Genomic DNA, 15604 nt, shown 5'->3' with positions numbered 1-15604 from the left:
AGCTTTAAAATTAAAACTTCAATTCACATGAATTCAGAGATAAGAAACCTAGAACCAAAAGCTGTTTGGAAAAATTTTGCCGACTTAAACGCTGTACCTCGCCCTTCTAAAAAAGAAGAAAGAGTAATTCAGTTTATGGTAGATTTCGGTAAGAAATTAAATCTTGAAACCATGGTTGATAAAGTTGGGAATGTAATTATTCGCAAGCCTGCTTCAACTGGAATGGAAGACAGAAAAACAGTGGTTATGCAAAGCCATTTAGATATGGTGCACCAAAAAAATGCTGATACTGTTTTTGATTTTGATACCGAAGGAATCAAAATGTTCGTAGATGGTGATTGGGTAAAAGCTGACGGAACTACGTTAGGAGCTGACAACGGTTTAGGTGTTGCTGCTATTATGGGAGTTTTAGAATCTACTGATATTGCTCACCCAGCTATCGAAGCTTTATTCACAATTGATGAGGAAACAGGTATGACTGGTGCCATGGGGCTTGAAGGTGGATTATTAGAAGGTGAAATTTTATTGAACCTTGACACTGAGGAAGATGATGAAATAGGAATGGGATGCGCTGGTGGTGTAGATGTTACTGCTACTAGAAGTTATAATGAAGAGACTACTCCTGAAAATACAATCGCCTATGAAATTTCTGTTACAGGATTAAATGGTGGTCACTCAGGAATGGATATTATTAAAGGTTTAGGAAACGCGAATAAAATTATGAACCGTTTATTATTTGACGGTTTTACTAACTTCGGATTACGTGTTGCAGAAATTAATGGAGGTAGTTTACGTAATGCTATCCCTCGTGAAAGCTTTTCTACTGTAGTTATTGATGCTGTTTCTAAAGAACCTTTCTTATTTGAAATACATGAGCTTATTAACAATATTAAAGCTGAGTTTTCAACATTAGAACCCAACCTTACTATTGAATTAAAAGAGATTAATACTCCAGAAAACGTAATGGACTTAGGTGTTCAGGAAGGATTGATTAAAGCTGTTTACGCTGCTTTAAATGGTGTATACCGTATGAGTCCTGATATTGAAGGATTAGTAGAAACTTCAAATAATATTGCTCGTATTATTGTAAAAGACGGAGCTATTAAAATTGGATGTTTAACACGTTCTTCTTCTGAAACTAATAAATGGGATTTAGCCAACTCGTTACGTTCATCTTTTGAATTAGCTGGTTTTGATGTAGAATTTTCAGGTTCTTACCCAGGGTGGTTACCAAACGTAAATTCTGAAATATTAAAAACTGTAACTGACTTATATGAAGAATTACACAACGATAAACCTATTGTAGCTGCATGTCACGCAGGTTTAGAATGTGGTATTTTAGGTCAAAACTACCCAGAAATGGATATGGTTTCTTTCGGACCAAATATTAAAGGTGCTCATTCACCTGATGAGCGCGCACAAATATCATCAACACAAAAATTCTGGAAGTTTTTATTAGAAATTTTAAAGAACACTCCTGTAAAGAATTAAAGACTTACACATAAACTTTAAAACCACAGCTTTTCAGTTGTGGTTTTTTGTTTACATTTATAAAATGAATTTTTTAGCGCATTTATACCTTTCTGAAAGCAACACCAATATTATGATTGGTAACTTCATAGCTGACCATATAAAAGGTAATAAGTTTTCTCACTTTCATGAAGACATTCAAAAAGGTATATTACTACATCGAGAAATTGACACCTATACAGATGCGCACAAAATTGTTAGAATTAGCAAACGAAGATTACACGAACGTTACCGACACTATGATGGTGTAATTATTGATATTTTTTACGATCATTATTTAGCAAAAAACTGGAGAAATTACTCAGAAATCCCATTAAACATTTATGTAAACTCAGTTTATAAATTGCTTCAAGAAAACATTGATATTCTTCCTGAGAAAACTCAGAAAATACTTCCTTATATGGTACAATACAATTGGTTATATAACTACCAATTTGCTAAAGGAATTCAAGAAGTCTTAAACGGAATGAATAAGCGCACTAATGGTAAATCAAAAATGAATTTGGCTACTGGAGATTTATTAGAGCATTATCAAATTTTTGAAAATGATTTTACTACTTTTTTTGAAGATTTACGCGAATTTTCTCATCAAAAACTAAAAGAATTAAGCTAAAAACATATGAAAAAAACATTCTTATTTCTTTCAGCATTAATATTACTATGCAACTGTAAAAAAGAAAAAGCAATAGGTCTAATTACTGAAAAAGCTATGGTAGTTTCTGCTCGTAAAGAAGCTTCAAAAATTGGATCCGATATTCTACAAAAAGGAGGAAATGCTTTCGATGCCATGGTTGCCACTGAATTAGCGTTAGCTGTAGCATATCCATACGCTGGAAATCTTGGTGGTGGTGGGTTTATGGTATACCGAAAAAACACAGGAGAAATTGGCGCATTAGATTATCGTGAAAAAGCGCCTCTTGCTTCTCATAAAGACATGTATTTAGATAACTTAGGAAATGTAATTAAAAACAAAAGTACATTAGGGGCTATGGCAGTAGGAATCCCAGGAACAGTTGCTGGTGTTTTTGCTACACATAAAAAATTTGGTTCATTACCTATTCAAGAAATCTTAAAACCAGTCATTGCTCTAGCTAAAAAAGGAGTTATCGTTACTCAAAAACAAGAAGATCGTATAAAAAAATACCAACATTATTTTTTAGAAGTAAACAAAAACCCTATTCTTTTTGATAAACCTTGGAAAAAGGGTGACACTATTAAATATCCTGCTTTAGCCAAAACTTTAGAGCGTATTTCACAAAATGGTAGGGACGAATTTTATAAAGGTGAAACAGCAAAACGTCTCGTTACTTTTATACAAGCCAATGGAGGAATTATAACTGAAGAAGATTTGGCTAAATACGAAGCTAAATGGAGAACCCCAATTACCTTTACCTACGACAATTTACGTATCATTTCTATGTCCCCACCTGCCAGTGGCGGAATTTGTTTAGCACAAATTATGAATGGAATTGAACCTTTTGACTTAAACAAATTCGGACATAATTCTACAAAAGCCATACAGGTTATTACAGAAGCAGAGCGAAGAGCCTATGCTGATAGAAGTTTTTATTTGGGTGATCCTGATTTTGTAAAAATCCCAATTGAAGCTCTCACAAGTAAAGAATACACAAAAGATCGAATGAATGATTTTTCTTTTGAAAAGGCAACTTCTTCTACTGATGTCTCTCACGGAAGTATTACTATGATTGAAAGTGATGAAACCACTCACTACTCTATTATTGATCAATTTGGAAATGCGGTTTCTGCTACCACAACAATTAACGGTGCTTATGGTTCTAAGCTATATTGCGCTGACTTAGGATTCTTCTTAAACAACGAAATGGATGATTTTTCAAGCAAACCAGGTGTACCCAACATGTTCGGTTTAGTTGGAGCTGAAGCTAATAAAATAGAACCTGAAAAGCGTATGTTGAGCTCTATGACTCCTACTATTGTAGAGAAAAATGGTCAACTACATATGGTTGTAGGAACTCCTGGAGGCTCAACAATTATTACTTCCGTATTACAAACCATTTTAAATGTTCATGAATTTGACATGGGAATGCAAGAAGCCGTGAATCAACCACGTTTCCATCACCAATGGCTACCTGATGTTATTAAAATGGAGCCTAAAGGTTTTAACAAACAAGTAAAAAAAGACTTACAACAATTAGGATACAAATTAGACGAAACAAACTCACCTGTTATCGGAAAAGTAGATGCTATTTTAGTACTTCCTAACGGAAAATTAGAAGGTGGTGCAGATCATAGAGGAGACGACACCGCAGTAGGGTTTTAACAATAATCTTATTGATATTGAAACTTTTTAATCACGACTTCTTGATTTTTAGAAGGTGTATAACTTTGTGGTTCTCTCCATAAATTTAAATGTACAGTTTGACATCCTTCATTAGGAATATACTGATTTTGACTCACTGCTGTTGTCCATGTTATATCAGGTGTAGCAGGTAAACTATTTAAATCGTATATACCGTAATAAATCGAATAAACTACTGGTGTATTTTCGTCTTTCCAATCCATTACAATCGTTATTTTTCCATTATCTTTCAATGTAATTCTATGTACATTACCAGAAGGTTCCCAAGGCTGTAATGTAAACTGTGCATTTGTTGGATCACTAGGCTTATTCCATCTACTACATTCCAACATATCCAATTCTCTATGACTATTAGTTATCGATGAGTCTTTTTCAAATTGATATGTAAACACTCCAAAACAACAATTATTAGCTATATCATTAAAATTACCTACTGGTGTTTCTGCTGCAACTAAGTATTTTCCATATCCAGGATACATACGTTGCGGTGGGTTTCCAGTAGTATTAGGATTATTAGCTACCTTTCCCCACAACACTAACTCCACTGAAGACCATTGTTTGGGACCGTTAGGTAGTTGTGTTTCTTTCATTTTTAAATGTAATCCATTACTATCTACGGTTGCACAACGTGGATCCCATTGTTGGTTATTGAACCAATAGCCAGAATTTGAAATTCCAAATGGATAGTTCGTCCACCAATAATACCCATCAAACTCCAACATACCATTTATAGATTTTGAATTAGGTTCGATAGCTCCACTAGGCATTGGATTTCTTAATATACAATTATCTGATTTATACATAATACATTTATTTTACACATTGTTATATAAGTTGTTAATAAGATGAAGTACACAATCTAATTTATCACTCGTTTAAAAGAATTAAGAAATAAAATTTCGTTCTATACATGCTTGTACAAAATCAGATTGCTCAACAAAATCTACCCACATAAAATTAATAGGGGAGTTCCACCATTCTTCTCTAATCCATTGAGGAATCCGAATAGTAGGTCCAAAATATAAACTATCAACCATTGCTGGGTCATACTGAGAACTATAAGAGCCATATGATAAATATGGATTATAGATGTCTTCGGATTTATTTAATTGTTTCTCGTTACCTGATCCAACATTGATATGGTTAGGTGTGTATGGACCATTTGGTGTTCCTTGAGCTTGACTAATGAAAAATTTATCATTATTTTTATGCTTTAATCCATTATATGTTTTAAAAAAAATTGCTTCAGTTGTCATTGAAGCCCCTTCATGAGATGCGCTTGGAAGAGGGTGTAAAAAATTGTACTTTTCTTGTTTCTTGTTATAATTGTTATAGAAAATGAGAACATTCTTTCTCTTATTCAAGAACTCTTCAAAAGTGTTATTAACTTCGTTCTCTATAATGAGTTTTTTTTCAAATTCATTCTTTATTATTTTAATAGTCTCTTCATCGTGCTCTGCTGACCAATATTCCCCGTTTTTATTTGATGGTCTTTGCCAAAACATAAGAAATATAATTTCCTTAGTATGTTTTTTAAGAAAATTACTAAAAGCTTTTATCGCTTCTTTGAATGGTATAGTGTAGTAATCGTTACTTGTGTAATCACCATGATGCAAATAAATTTGATCATTATACCAAATTAATCGAAGATCAAATAACCTAACCCCTAATTCAAGTTGCTTTTCAATATTTTCTGACTGACATTTAGCTATACCAAATTGAGGTGGTGACCATCCAATTCTACCTAATGTGTAAGTTGTTGAATCATGACTACCTGGAATACATATCTCATAAAGTTTTTTAGACTTTAATATCTCTTTATTTGACTCCATCCAATTGGGGAACTTTTTGGGGTGATGTTTCTCATTCCTACGAACTAAAGGGTAAGTTGATCCATTATACCAAAAAGCAGTGTTTTGAGAAAATATCTGATACTTAATTTCTACCTGATTATGCTTCGTTTGTGTCTTGTAAGCTCTTAACCCTGTCATCTGTGAACCTTCTCCATAAAAGTATTGTTTACCACTTTTATCTGATGGATGATAAAAAGCCATAACCATATCTACTTGCTTTCCTGTTTTAGAAAATAGATTAGCTGTTTTGTAATGCAGTCCTGCAGTGTTTTTAGTATTTAAATAGAAAGTCTTTGTTTCTTTCGGAAGAATATTGGTTGGTATTTCTGACCAGTTTTTATCTATTGGTTTACCATTTCTATTCCATATCTTTTGAAGATACATAGGGTGATGATTAAGTGAATTGTCTATCACTATTTTAACACGAGCATTTTTAATTGATACTTTACTGTTTTTGGGAAGTTTTTTAGGTTTTATATGACTGAAGTGGCAAACTCTTTTAGGTGTATACACTTCATTATTTTCCCACCCTGCTAAATTTGGTGTTCCTATTTTATATCTTATCTTCAAAGGGTGACCTGAAGTTGAATATTTTTGTAAGCCTGTAAATTGGGATCCCTCGGCATTATTACGTGAGCATTTTGGATTAGTGAATGCCATGTTCATATAAAACCGTCTTCCATTTCCGTAAGGCAAACAGTAAAAACTAAGCCCCCCTCTATCACTGTTTAATAGGTATAACGTTCTATTTATTCCAGATTTAATTACAGAAAAATCATTTCCGTCATACTTCCAATGTGCGGTCCTTTCCCCCCATTTACGATCCAGAAATAAATCATAAGGACAATCCGTATTGTCAATTTTCACTTCAACATAAAAACTATTAGTTGGTCCTGGTCCATGACTATCATCCTGTGGTGTATCCCATACATTTTCTCCATCCCTATCGTAAATCACTACCCTTCCTTTATCTTCTCCCTTGTCTTTACAAACTACAATTTCTCCTTCGCCATCGGTACCACTATCCCATAAATCGTTGTGGTGTTTATCATAAACAACAAAATTGCCATCACCTTGCATTATTGCTTTTACACCGTCTGGATTAGTTCCTGCATTCCAATTAGTATGGTCTCCATCCTCCCATCTTGATTTATGAACCAAGTTACCATCATGTTGAAGGGTCAATGTATAATCCCCATTAGTTGAAGTAATACATTCACCTCTCTTCAAAAATTCTCCTCGTTTAAGACTGTACCTAATTTTCATACTAGTTTCTTTATATTATTACTATCGTTAGACCATTTCTTGTAACATACAGTAAAAAAGTAACTACTTAATCTAACTTTCTTTTAAAACTAAAATAGTTCTAGATAACTCTTAGTCTAGTTCCTTAAAATTAGTTTATTCTCTACATTTCTTTCCTTTTCTTTTCTTTTAACGTCTAAAGATCTGGTATGAACGTGACTTAATTGACAACAAAAATTATTTGCTTAATTTTGAACAAAACAAAGTCCTTCTTTTTTGAAAATTTCTGAAACTCACAACGTAAAAAATATAGCAACTCCTATTCGACTACAAGAATATGCTGTTGGAATTTTCAAAACTATTCCTACAAAATCTGGCATCAAAAAAGCCATTAAAAAAGGATTAGTAAAGGTTAATGGTAAAACAGCTACAACAGCTATATATATTAAAGAAGGAGACATTATTGAGCTATTTCAAATAGAAGAAATATTTAAGAAAAAACAATTTAACTTTCCTTTAGAAGTTCTTTACGAAGATGACTATTTAGCTATTATTTATAAACCTTCAGGAATCTTAGTTAATGGGAATTCTTTTGCTACAATTGACAATACTCTTACACAAAACCTGCAAAAAAGTACATTAGCTGATGCTACTCGTCCCCGACCAGTTCATCGATTGGACTATCCAACAAGTGGATTGTTACTCATTGGAAAAACAACCGCCAGTATTATTAAGTTAAACCAACTATTTGAAAAGAAACAAATTCAAAAAACATACTTTGCAATTAGTATTGGAGAAATGCAAAAAAACGGAGAAATTAACCTTCCTATTGAAGACAAAAATGCTTTTACTTCGTTTAAAGTTATTGAAACTGTTGAATCACCTAGATTTGATTACTTGAACCTTGTAAAATTAACTCCTAAAACTGGAAGGAAACATCAATTACGCAAACATTTGTTTACGATTGGTAATCCGATTTTAGGTGATAAAGAATACTTTTTAGAAGATTTGATTTTAAACGGAAAAGGATTGTTTTTACATGCATCTACCCTATCCTTTATACATCCATTTACTAAAGAAACAATCAACATCACGAAAGAACTCCCTAAGAAATTCAAAAAAATATTCCCACAATAAATCTCTTTAAATCATCTATCTTTGCCGCATGCGAATAGATATTATTACGGTTGAACCCGACTTAATAAAAAGCCCATTTGAAAATTCGATGATGAAAAGGGCTATAGATAAAGGACTCGCTGAAGTTCATTTTCATAACCTACGAGAATATGGTTTTGGTAACTATCGTCAAATAGACGATTACCAATTTGGTGGGGGTGCTGGAATGGTTTTAATGATTGAGCCCATTGCAAAATGTATTGAAAAACTTCAATCAGAAAGAGCATATGATGAAATCATATATATGACTCCTGATGCTAAAACCCTAAATCAGACTACAGCAAACACTCTTTCATTAAAGGAAAATATTATCATTTTAACAGGTCACTACAAAGGTGTAGATCAACGCGTACGTGATAAGTTTGTAACCAAAGAAATTTCTATTGGAGATTATGTATTAACTGGAGGAGAATTGGCAGCAGCAGTTTTATGTGATGCTATTATCCGTTTAATTCCTGGGGTTTTAGGTGATGAAACTTCAGCTTTAACAGATAGTTTTCAAGATAACTTGCTATCACCTCCTGTATATACAAGACCTTCTGAGTATGAAGGGATGAAAGTACCTGAAGTATTATTATCGGGTAATTTTCCTAAAATTGAAGAGTGGCGCTCGGAACAAGCATACAAAAGAACTAAAGAAATACGTCCAGATTTGTTAGATTAACTAATAATCAACGATTTATTTATTTTTTTTATCAAAAGAAAAGTTCTAAATTTGCACCCACAAAAATCAACCTCTGACGAAAATCGTGAATGTTGCTTTTATACAACCATAAATAACAAAGAAATGGATTTAGTAAAATTTGTTCAAGACGAATTTGTAACAAAAAACGAATTACCAGAATTCGCAGCTGGAGATACTATTACAGTATACTACGAAATTAAAGAAGGAAACAAAACTCGTACTCAGTTTTTTAGAGGAGTTGTTATCCAAAAAAGAGGAAGCGGAGCTTCTGAAACATTTACTATTAGAAAAATGTCTGGTACTGTAGGTGTTGAGCGTATCTTCCCTATTAACTTACCATCTATCCAAAAGATTGAAATAAACAAAAGAGGTAAAGTACGTAGAGCTCGTATTTACTACTTTAGAGGTCTTACTGGTAAGAAAGCAAGAATTAAAGAAAGAAGACACTAAAAACTTCTTCTCAAAAGAAATTAAAAACACCATGATTTTCATGGTGTTTTTTTATTCACATTTGTTAATAAAGCACCACTCCTAACTTGTTAACAACAAAACACTTAAAACACTAAAAAAGAGATATTTATTTCTTATATTTGGAAAAGAGTTTACAAAGTAAGTGACGTCAGAATTATAGTTGACTATATTAATCACCAAAAAGTAAACCTTTTAAAGTAACGTTCTTTATATATTTTGTTTTTAAACATAATTAAGGCTAAATTCAATCATCATAATTTTTGATTAATTGTAAGTTATTAAATAATTTATAGTTTTCTAGTTATAAGTTTATAAGTATTATTGGTTTATATTTAGCTTAACTAACCTGTTTAAAAACACCGAAGCTTTTGTTTTATAGATGATATAATTTATGGAGCGAAGTTTCTTTTGAGGTAGTAACGTAGTTTTTTCTAAGGAAAAAACATAAACACAGTTTTATTTGATAATGTAGCAATACAATTCAGTACCTCTTACTATTTCAAGAAAGCCATGTCAATTACAAGAAATTGTTTGACATGGCTTTTATTTTTAATAACAAAATCTCCATTCCCGCTCTCTAAATTATCATATTCACAATAAAACACCCTAATTAATAATAATTTACCATCAAAAAACTCACCCGTAATTCTTAAATTTGCATCACTTCAAAATATAATTTAATTTATTACTTATAAATATGAATAAGACTGCTAAAATTATGTACACAAAAACGGATGAAGCCCCAGCGTTAGCTACTCGTTCGTTTTTACCAATCGTAAAAGCTTTTACAAAATCATCTAACATAGAAGTAGAAACCAAAGATATTTCTCTTGCTGGTCGTATTCTTGCTAATTTTTCAGACTTTTTACCTAAAGAGCAACAAGTTGAAGACGCTTTAGCTTTTTTAGGAGATTTAGCAAAAAAACCAGAAGCTAATATTATTAAACTTCCTAACATTTCAGCTTCTGTTCCTCAATTAAAAGCAGCTATAAAAGAACTGCAAGCTTTAGGATATGCTTTACCTGATTATCCAGAAGAAGCTACAACTGATGAAGAAAAAGCAATTTTAGCACGTTATAATAAAGTAAAGGGATCTGCTGTAAACCCTGTTTTACGTGAAGGTAACTCTGACCGTAGAGCTCCAAAAGCTGTAAAAAACTACGCAAAAAAGAATCCTCATTCAATGGGAGCTTGGAGTGCTGACTCTAAAACTCATGTTTCAACAATGACAGAGGGTGATTTTGCTCATAGCGAAAAATCAGTTACTGTACCAAATGCAACTAATGTACAAATTGTACATACAGATGCTAACGGAAACAAAACTATATTAAAAGACAACTTATCATTATTAGCGAAAGAAGTTATTGATGCTTCTGTGATGAGTAAAAAAGCATTATTAACTTTCTTAGAAGAACAAGTTAAAGACGCTAACGATAAAGGAATATTATTCTCTTTACATATGAAAGCAACCATGATGAAGGTTTCAGACCCTATTATTTTTGGTCATGCTGTTCGTGTTTTCTTTAAAGATTTATTTGCTAAACATGGTGATACTTTTAAAGAAATTGGTGTAGATGTAAACAATGGTTTTGGTAACTTACTAAGTAATCTTGAAGAGTTATCAGCTGATAAAAAGGCAGAAATTCTAGCAGATATTGAAGCTATTTACACTAGTAACCCTGATGTTGCAATGGTAAATTCTGATAAAGGAATTACCAATTTACATGTTCCTTCTGACGTAATTATTGATGCTTCTATGCCGGCAATGATTCGTACTTCAGGTCAAATGTGGAATAAAGAAGGAAAGCCTCAAGATGCTAAAGCTGTAATTCCTGATAGTTCGTATGCTGGTTTATACCAAGAAACTATTGATTTCTGTAAAAAGAATGGTGCTTTTGATCCTACTACAATGGGTACAGTTCCTAACGTAGGTTTAATGGCTCAAAAAGCAGAAGAATATGGTTCTCACGATAAAACATTTGAAATTACTTCTAACGGAAAAGTTGAGGTGATTGATGCCAACGGAACTACTTTATTAGAGCATACTGTTGAAGCTGGTGATATTTGGAGAATGTGTCAAACAAAAGACGCACCTATTCAAGATTGGGTAAAATTAGCTGTTACTCGTGCAAGAGCTACAGGAGCACCTGCAGTTTTTTGGTTAGGTGAAGAAAGAGCTCATGATAGAGAGATTATTAAAAAAGTAGAAAAGTACTTACAAGATCACGATACTACAGGATTAGAAATTAAAATCTTATCTCCAGTAGAAGCTACTAAATATACTCTAGAAAGAGTTAAGGCAGGTAAAGAAACTATTTCTGTAACAGGAAATGTATTACGTGACTACTTAACAGACTTGTTCCCTATTTTAGAATTAGGAACTTCAGCTAAAATGTTATCTATCGTACCATTAATGAATGGTGGTGGATTATTTGAAACTGGTGCTGGGGGATCTGCTCCAAAACACGTTGAACAATTAGTTGAAGAAAACCACTTACGCTGGGATTCTTTAGGTGAATTTTTAGCTTTAGCTGTTTCTCTAGAACACCTAGGAGAAACAAATAACAACAACAAAGCTAAAATATTAGCAGAAACTTTAGATGATGCCACGGACAAGTTATTAGATAACAAAAAAGGACCTTCAAGAAAAACTGGAGAGTTGGACAATAGAGGTTCTCATTTTTATTTAGCTATGTATTGGGCACAAGCTTTAGCTTCTCAAGATAAAGATGCTGATTTAAAAGCTCAGTTCGCTCCTATCGCAGAAAAAATGGTTGCGAATGAAGCTACGATTATTGAAGAATTAAATTCTGTACAAGGTAAAGCTGTAAACATTGGTGGATATTATGAACCTAATGATACTTTAGCTAATGAGGTAATGCAACCAAGCAACACTCTTAATAATATATTACAAAGCATATAATTAAGTAATTATATAAAATTTAAAAGCAGGTGATTTTATCACCTGCTTTTTTGTTTAAACAATTAAACCAAACAAATTATTAAACAATAATGTCCCCCGAATTACTATTTAATTCCCCATAACATTGTTTGGCACATAATTATGACACGACAAAATTATAATTGTCACATTCTAATTTCTTGAAACTTTTAATTAGTAAATTTGAAGCATGAAGTTTACAAAAACAACTGAACAAGACTCTAACTACAATAATTTAGAGAAAATGAGTATTTCTGAATTATTATTTAACATAAATAAAGAAGACAAAACAGTTCCTTTAGCTGTAGAAAAAGCACTTCCCAAAATTGAAAAGCTTACAGAACAAATTGTTCTGAGACTAAAAAAAGGTGGAAGATTATTTTACATTGGTGCTGGTACCAGTGGGCGATTAGGTATTGTTGATGCTAGTGAATGCCCCCCTACTTTTGGTGTTCCACACGAATTAGTTGTTGGACTTATTGCAGGTGGCGATTATGCTATTAGAAAAGCTGTTGAATTTGCTGAAGATTCAACAAATCAAGGATGGAATGATTTACAAGAGCATAAAATATCATCAAAAGATGTTGTTGTAGGAATTGCTGCGTCTGGTACTACTCCTTATGTTATTTCTGCCTTAGAAAAATGCAATGATAATAATATTGTAACAGGCTGTATAACTTGTAATCAAGGAAGCCCCTTAGCATTAACAGCTCAGTTTCCTATTGAAGTAGTTGTAGGTCCTGAATTTGTAACAGGAAGTTCCAGAATGAAAGCAGGAACAGCTCAAAAGCTAGTATTAAATATGCTTTCTACAGCTAGTATGATTCAATTAGGAAGAGTTAAAGGAAATAAAATGGTTGACATGCAACTATCTAACAACAAGTTAGTAGATAGAGGAGAAAAAATGTTAGCTTCTGAATTAAATATCGACCAAAAAACCGCTAGCGATTTATTAAAAAAATACGGAAGTGTTCGTGAAGCTATAAAAAACTTTACTAATGAATAAACCTACTACTTTTGAAACTGGTATAAAAAAGCTTTTAGTTTTTCTAGGCCTACTTATTATTTCTCCATTAGTATTAAGCGTTGCCTTTAAGGCAATGCGAGCTTTTAAAGAAGCTCCTAAAGTTTTTATTGCTTATGGCTTACTAGTAATTGGTATTTTGTTAATACTTTTTACTGTATATTATGGCTTCAAAACATTTAAAACCATATTGGATCACCTTTTCAGCAAATAACTTTTGATTAGAAGCAATTCCATAAAAAAAATAACAGATTGGGAACACTGGCCATCCGCTATGTTTTATCTTCCTAATATTCCATATGCTTTTTATTTAGCTTATAAAGCAAAACATTTGGCTTTTTTTAGTGCTGCTAACCCATGTATAAAAAGCTCAGGAAATGGTACTGAAAGCAAATACGAAACCATATTATTAGTTCCTGAAAAACACCGCCCAAAATCAGTTTTAATTAAACCAAATACTGATTTTGAAATCGTTTGTAAAAATATTCAAGAACAAAAAATCAACTTTCCTTTAATTGCGAAACCTGATATAGGCTTTCGTGGGTTGCTAGTTGAAAAAATAGCATCTAAAGACGCCTTAAAAAACTATCTTGAAAAATATGCTATTGATATCATTATTCAAGAGTTTTTAGATTACGAAAATGAATGTGGTATATTTTATCATAGAAATCCCAAAAATGATTCTGGTAAAATTACTTCATTAACTTTAAAACGTTTTTTATCTGTTACAGGAGATGGAACCTCCACATTAAAAGAACTTATTCTAGCTGATGAAAGAGCTAAACTATACATAGAGTTATTTTCTAAAATTCATCAAGATAAACTTACAGAAATCCCTGTTAAAAATAAAGTTATTAAACTTACAGCCATAGGTAACCACTCAAAAGGAACACAGTTTATTAACGGTAATCATTTAATAAGTGATAAATTAACTACAACCTTTGACAAACTAAGTAAATCAATACCTGGCTGGTACTATGGTCGAATTGACTTAAAATACAATACTTTTGAAGAATTAGAAGAAGGAATCAATTTTAAGATACTAGAAATAAATGGAATAATAGCAGAGCCTACTCACATTTACGATTCGCAAAATTACACCTATTTAAAAGCCTTAAAAGCTATAAGAACACATTGGAAGTCACTCTTTACTATTGCTATTACAAACCACAGAAACTTTAACACCCCATATAAAGACTCTATGAGCTTTCTTAATGAGATTATATTATTAAAAAAGTATACAAAAAAAATTAAACGTCTATCTAAATAGAAAATCTTTTCTATCTTTGTCAGCGAATACATGTTCATGTATTATAAGAATCCCCCCGAGTCTTAAAACCAATTAACTACTCAACTGAATGGAAAGAAGATTACTTTTTTCATTGGTTCTTTTCTGTGCAATAATTCCAACTTTTTCTCAAGTTAAAGTTGGAGAGAATCCCTCTTCTATACATTCAAGCTCTATTTTAGAACTGGAAAGTTCAGACAAGGTACTAGTTATTAGTAGAATGACAGATACTCAAATGAACGCTATCCAACCTTTACGAGGTGCCTTAGTTTTCAATACTGATCAAAACTGTGTTTTCATGTATGATGGAACTTCGTGGATAAGCTTATGTAATGGTGACTCTGGAAACACACGAGAATCAATTAAAGTTACAACCTCTTCTACTGCTCCAACTGACAATAACGTAGGTGATTTTTGGATTAACAATACTCTAAACAATACCACTAGTATTTGGGATGGAACCAATTGGATCTCTATAGATAACAACCCAAGAAAAGGTAACGGAGCTCCTAATGCTAGTACAGCCCCTAACCCAATACCTGGAGATGTTTATGTAGATACAACTACAGGTATAATTTATGCCTACGACGGTACAACATGGGTAACATCAAACTCAACAGCATCTGCTAATAATGGGCTTTTGATAAATGCAAGTAATACTATTCAATTAGGTGGTGTATTAATTCAACCTACTACTATTGAAACCAATACTACAAACACGCTAGCTATTACAGGTTTAGAAAATGGAAATACCACAAATGATGACATCGTAACTATAGACAGAACAACAGGTGTTTTAAAGAAAACTTCAGCTAGTAACTTATTAAGAGAAGAGGTTATTAAAATTACAGCTACCGATGGGCAAGTAACATTTACTGGGTTAACACTATATACCACTGATAAAATTAATGTATATAGAAATGGAGTACGTATTGACTTTACAATAGACAACTCCACCACCATAACCATAGAACCTGATGCTACATGCTATGCAGGTGATGAAATACGAATCGTTCAATTATATTAAAATAACCAATAAAAAAGTTTAATAAC

General features: G+C 32.4%; 13 protein-coding genes. 11 read left to right on the top strand and 2 right to left on the bottom strand.

The features are described from left to right. Positions 1 to 27: 27 nt before the first annotated feature. The 3 genes from ACTPNM_RS07520 to ggt all read left to right on the top strand — a co-directional run bounded on the left by ACTPNM_RS07520 (position 28) and on the right by ggt (position 3829). On the top strand, positions 28 to 1491 hold the full coding sequence (locus tag ACTPNM_RS07520; RefSeq protein WP_440121210.1) for an aminoacyl-histidine dipeptidase: 1464 nt from the start codon (positions 28 to 30) through the stop codon (positions 1489 to 1491). A gap of 64 nt (positions 1492 to 1555) precedes the next feature. Then, positions 1556 to 2143 (top strand): ACP phosphodiesterase, encoded by a 588-nt coding sequence (locus ACTPNM_RS07515; protein WP_099213779.1) that lies wholly within the window; start codon positions 1556 to 1558, stop codon positions 2141 to 2143. A gap of 6 nt (positions 2144 to 2149) precedes the next feature. Continuing rightward, the gene (gene ggt / locus ACTPNM_RS07510; RefSeq protein WP_440121209.1) at positions 2150 to 3829 is read left to right on the top strand and encodes a gamma-glutamyltransferase; all 1680 of its coding nucleotides are present in this window, start codon (positions 2150 to 2152) and stop codon (positions 3827 to 3829) included. Positions 3830 to 3837: 8 nt separating this feature from the next. Here ggt and ACTPNM_RS07505 read toward each other — a convergent pair whose 3' ends face one another. Together ACTPNM_RS07505 and ACTPNM_RS07500 are read right to left on the bottom strand one after the other, a co-directional pair. Continuing rightward, positions 3838 to 4671: a hypothetical protein gene (locus ACTPNM_RS07505; protein WP_440121208.1), complete on the bottom strand. Its 834-nt coding sequence runs from the start codon at positions 4669 to 4671 to the stop codon at positions 3838 to 3840. 81 nt (positions 4672 to 4752) lie between these two features. Continuing rightward, a complete protein-coding gene (locus ACTPNM_RS07500) occupies positions 4753 to 6987 on the bottom strand; it encodes a phosphatidylinositol-specific phospholipase C domain-containing protein (RefSeq protein WP_440121207.1) in 2235 nt (744 codons plus the stop codon). Between the two features lie 255 nt (positions 6988 to 7242). On the opposite strand from ACTPNM_RS07500, the gene ACTPNM_RS07495 reads away from it, so the two are divergent. The 8 genes from ACTPNM_RS07495 (at position 7243) to ACTPNM_RS07460 (ending at position 15578) form a co-directional block, all read left to right on the top strand. After that, positions 7243 to 8103 carry an RluA family pseudouridine synthase gene (locus ACTPNM_RS07495; protein ID WP_440121206.1) on the top strand — a complete coding sequence of 287 codons (861 nt, stop codon included), beginning with the start codon at positions 7243 to 7245 and terminating at the stop codon, positions 8101 to 8103. 28 nt (positions 8104 to 8131) lie between these two features. After that, positions 8132 to 8806, top strand: a complete 675-nt coding sequence (gene trmD, locus ACTPNM_RS07490; protein ID WP_440121205.1) for a tRNA (guanosine(37)-N1)-methyltransferase TrmD — start codon at positions 8132 to 8134, stop codon at positions 8804 to 8806. 123 nt (positions 8807 to 8929) lie between these two features. Next, a complete protein-coding gene (gene rplS / locus ACTPNM_RS07485) occupies positions 8930 to 9277 on the top strand; it encodes a 50S ribosomal protein L19 (RefSeq protein ID WP_274640133.1) in 348 nt (115 codons plus the stop codon). Positions 9278 to 9995: 718 nt separating this feature from the next. Further along, entirely contained in the window at positions 9996 to 12221 is a 2226-nt protein-coding gene (locus ACTPNM_RS07480) for an NADP-dependent isocitrate dehydrogenase (protein ID WP_440121204.1), read from the top strand. Positions 12222 to 12429: 208 nt separating this feature from the next. Further along, complete coding sequence (gene murQ / locus ACTPNM_RS07475; RefSeq protein ID WP_440121203.1) at positions 12430 to 13245, top strand: N-acetylmuramic acid 6-phosphate etherase; 816 nt, start codon at positions 12430 to 12432, stop codon at positions 13243 to 13245. Beyond that, the gene (locus tag ACTPNM_RS07470; RefSeq protein WP_440121202.1) at positions 13238 to 13477 is read left to right on the top strand and encodes a DUF6095 family protein; all 240 of its coding nucleotides are present in this window, start codon (positions 13238 to 13240) and stop codon (positions 13475 to 13477) included. The genes murQ and ACTPNM_RS07470 overlap by 8 nt, the downstream gene beginning before the upstream one ends. A gap of 3 nt (positions 13478 to 13480) precedes the next feature. Beyond that, positions 13481 to 14533 carry a D-alanine--D-alanine ligase gene (locus ACTPNM_RS07465; protein WP_440121201.1) on the top strand — a complete coding sequence of 351 codons (1053 nt, stop codon included), beginning with the start codon at positions 13481 to 13483 and terminating at the stop codon, positions 14531 to 14533. Positions 14534 to 14621: 88 nt separating this feature from the next. Then, positions 14622 to 15578, top strand: a complete 957-nt coding sequence (locus ACTPNM_RS07460; RefSeq protein ID WP_440121200.1) for a hypothetical protein — start codon at positions 14622 to 14624, stop codon at positions 15576 to 15578. Positions 15579 to 15604 lie beyond the last annotated feature (26 nt).

The organism is Tenacibaculum sp. Ill (assembly GCF_051938915.1).
Taxonomy (GTDB): domain Bacteria; phylum Bacteroidota; class Bacteroidia; order Flavobacteriales; family Flavobacteriaceae; genus Polaribacter; species Polaribacter larymnensis.
The sequence above is the reverse complement of the archived record's forward strand: the minus strand, read 5'-3'. Positions and strand labels throughout refer to the sequence as shown.

Coding starts and splice junctions, on each gene's coding strand:
- ACTPNM_RS07520 (WP_440121210.1), top strand. CDS start 28: ATGAATTCAGAGATAAGAAACCTAGAACCAAAAGCTGTTTGGAAAAAT.
- ACTPNM_RS07515 (WP_099213779.1), top strand. CDS start 1,556: ATGAATTTTTTAGCGCATTTATACCTTTCTGAAAGCAACACCAATATT.
- ggt (WP_440121209.1), top strand. CDS start 2,150: ATGAAAAAAACATTCTTATTTCTTTCAGCATTAATATTACTATGCAAC.
- ACTPNM_RS07505 (WP_440121208.1), bottom strand. CDS start 4,671: ATGTATAAATCAGATAATTGTATATTAAGAAATCCAATGCCTAGTGGA.
- ACTPNM_RS07500 (WP_440121207.1), bottom strand. CDS start 6,987: ATGAAAATTAGGTACAGTCTTAAACGAGGAGAATTTTTGAAGAGAGGT.
- trmD (WP_440121205.1), top strand. CDS start 8,132: ATGCGAATAGATATTATTACGGTTGAACCCGACTTAATAAAAAGCCCA.
- rplS (WP_274640133.1), top strand. CDS start 8,930: ATGGATTTAGTAAAATTTGTTCAAGACGAATTTGTAACAAAAAACGAA.
- ACTPNM_RS07480 (WP_440121204.1), top strand. CDS start 9,996: ATGAATAAGACTGCTAAAATTATGTACACAAAAACGGATGAAGCCCCA.
- murQ (WP_440121203.1), top strand. CDS start 12,430: ATGAAGTTTACAAAAACAACTGAACAAGACTCTAACTACAATAATTTA.
- ACTPNM_RS07470 (WP_440121202.1), top strand. CDS start 13,238: ATGAATAAACCTACTACTTTTGAAACTGGTATAAAAAAGCTTTTAGTT.
- ACTPNM_RS07460 (WP_440121200.1), top strand. CDS start 14,622: ATGGAAAGAAGATTACTTTTTTCATTGGTTCTTTTCTGTGCAATAATT.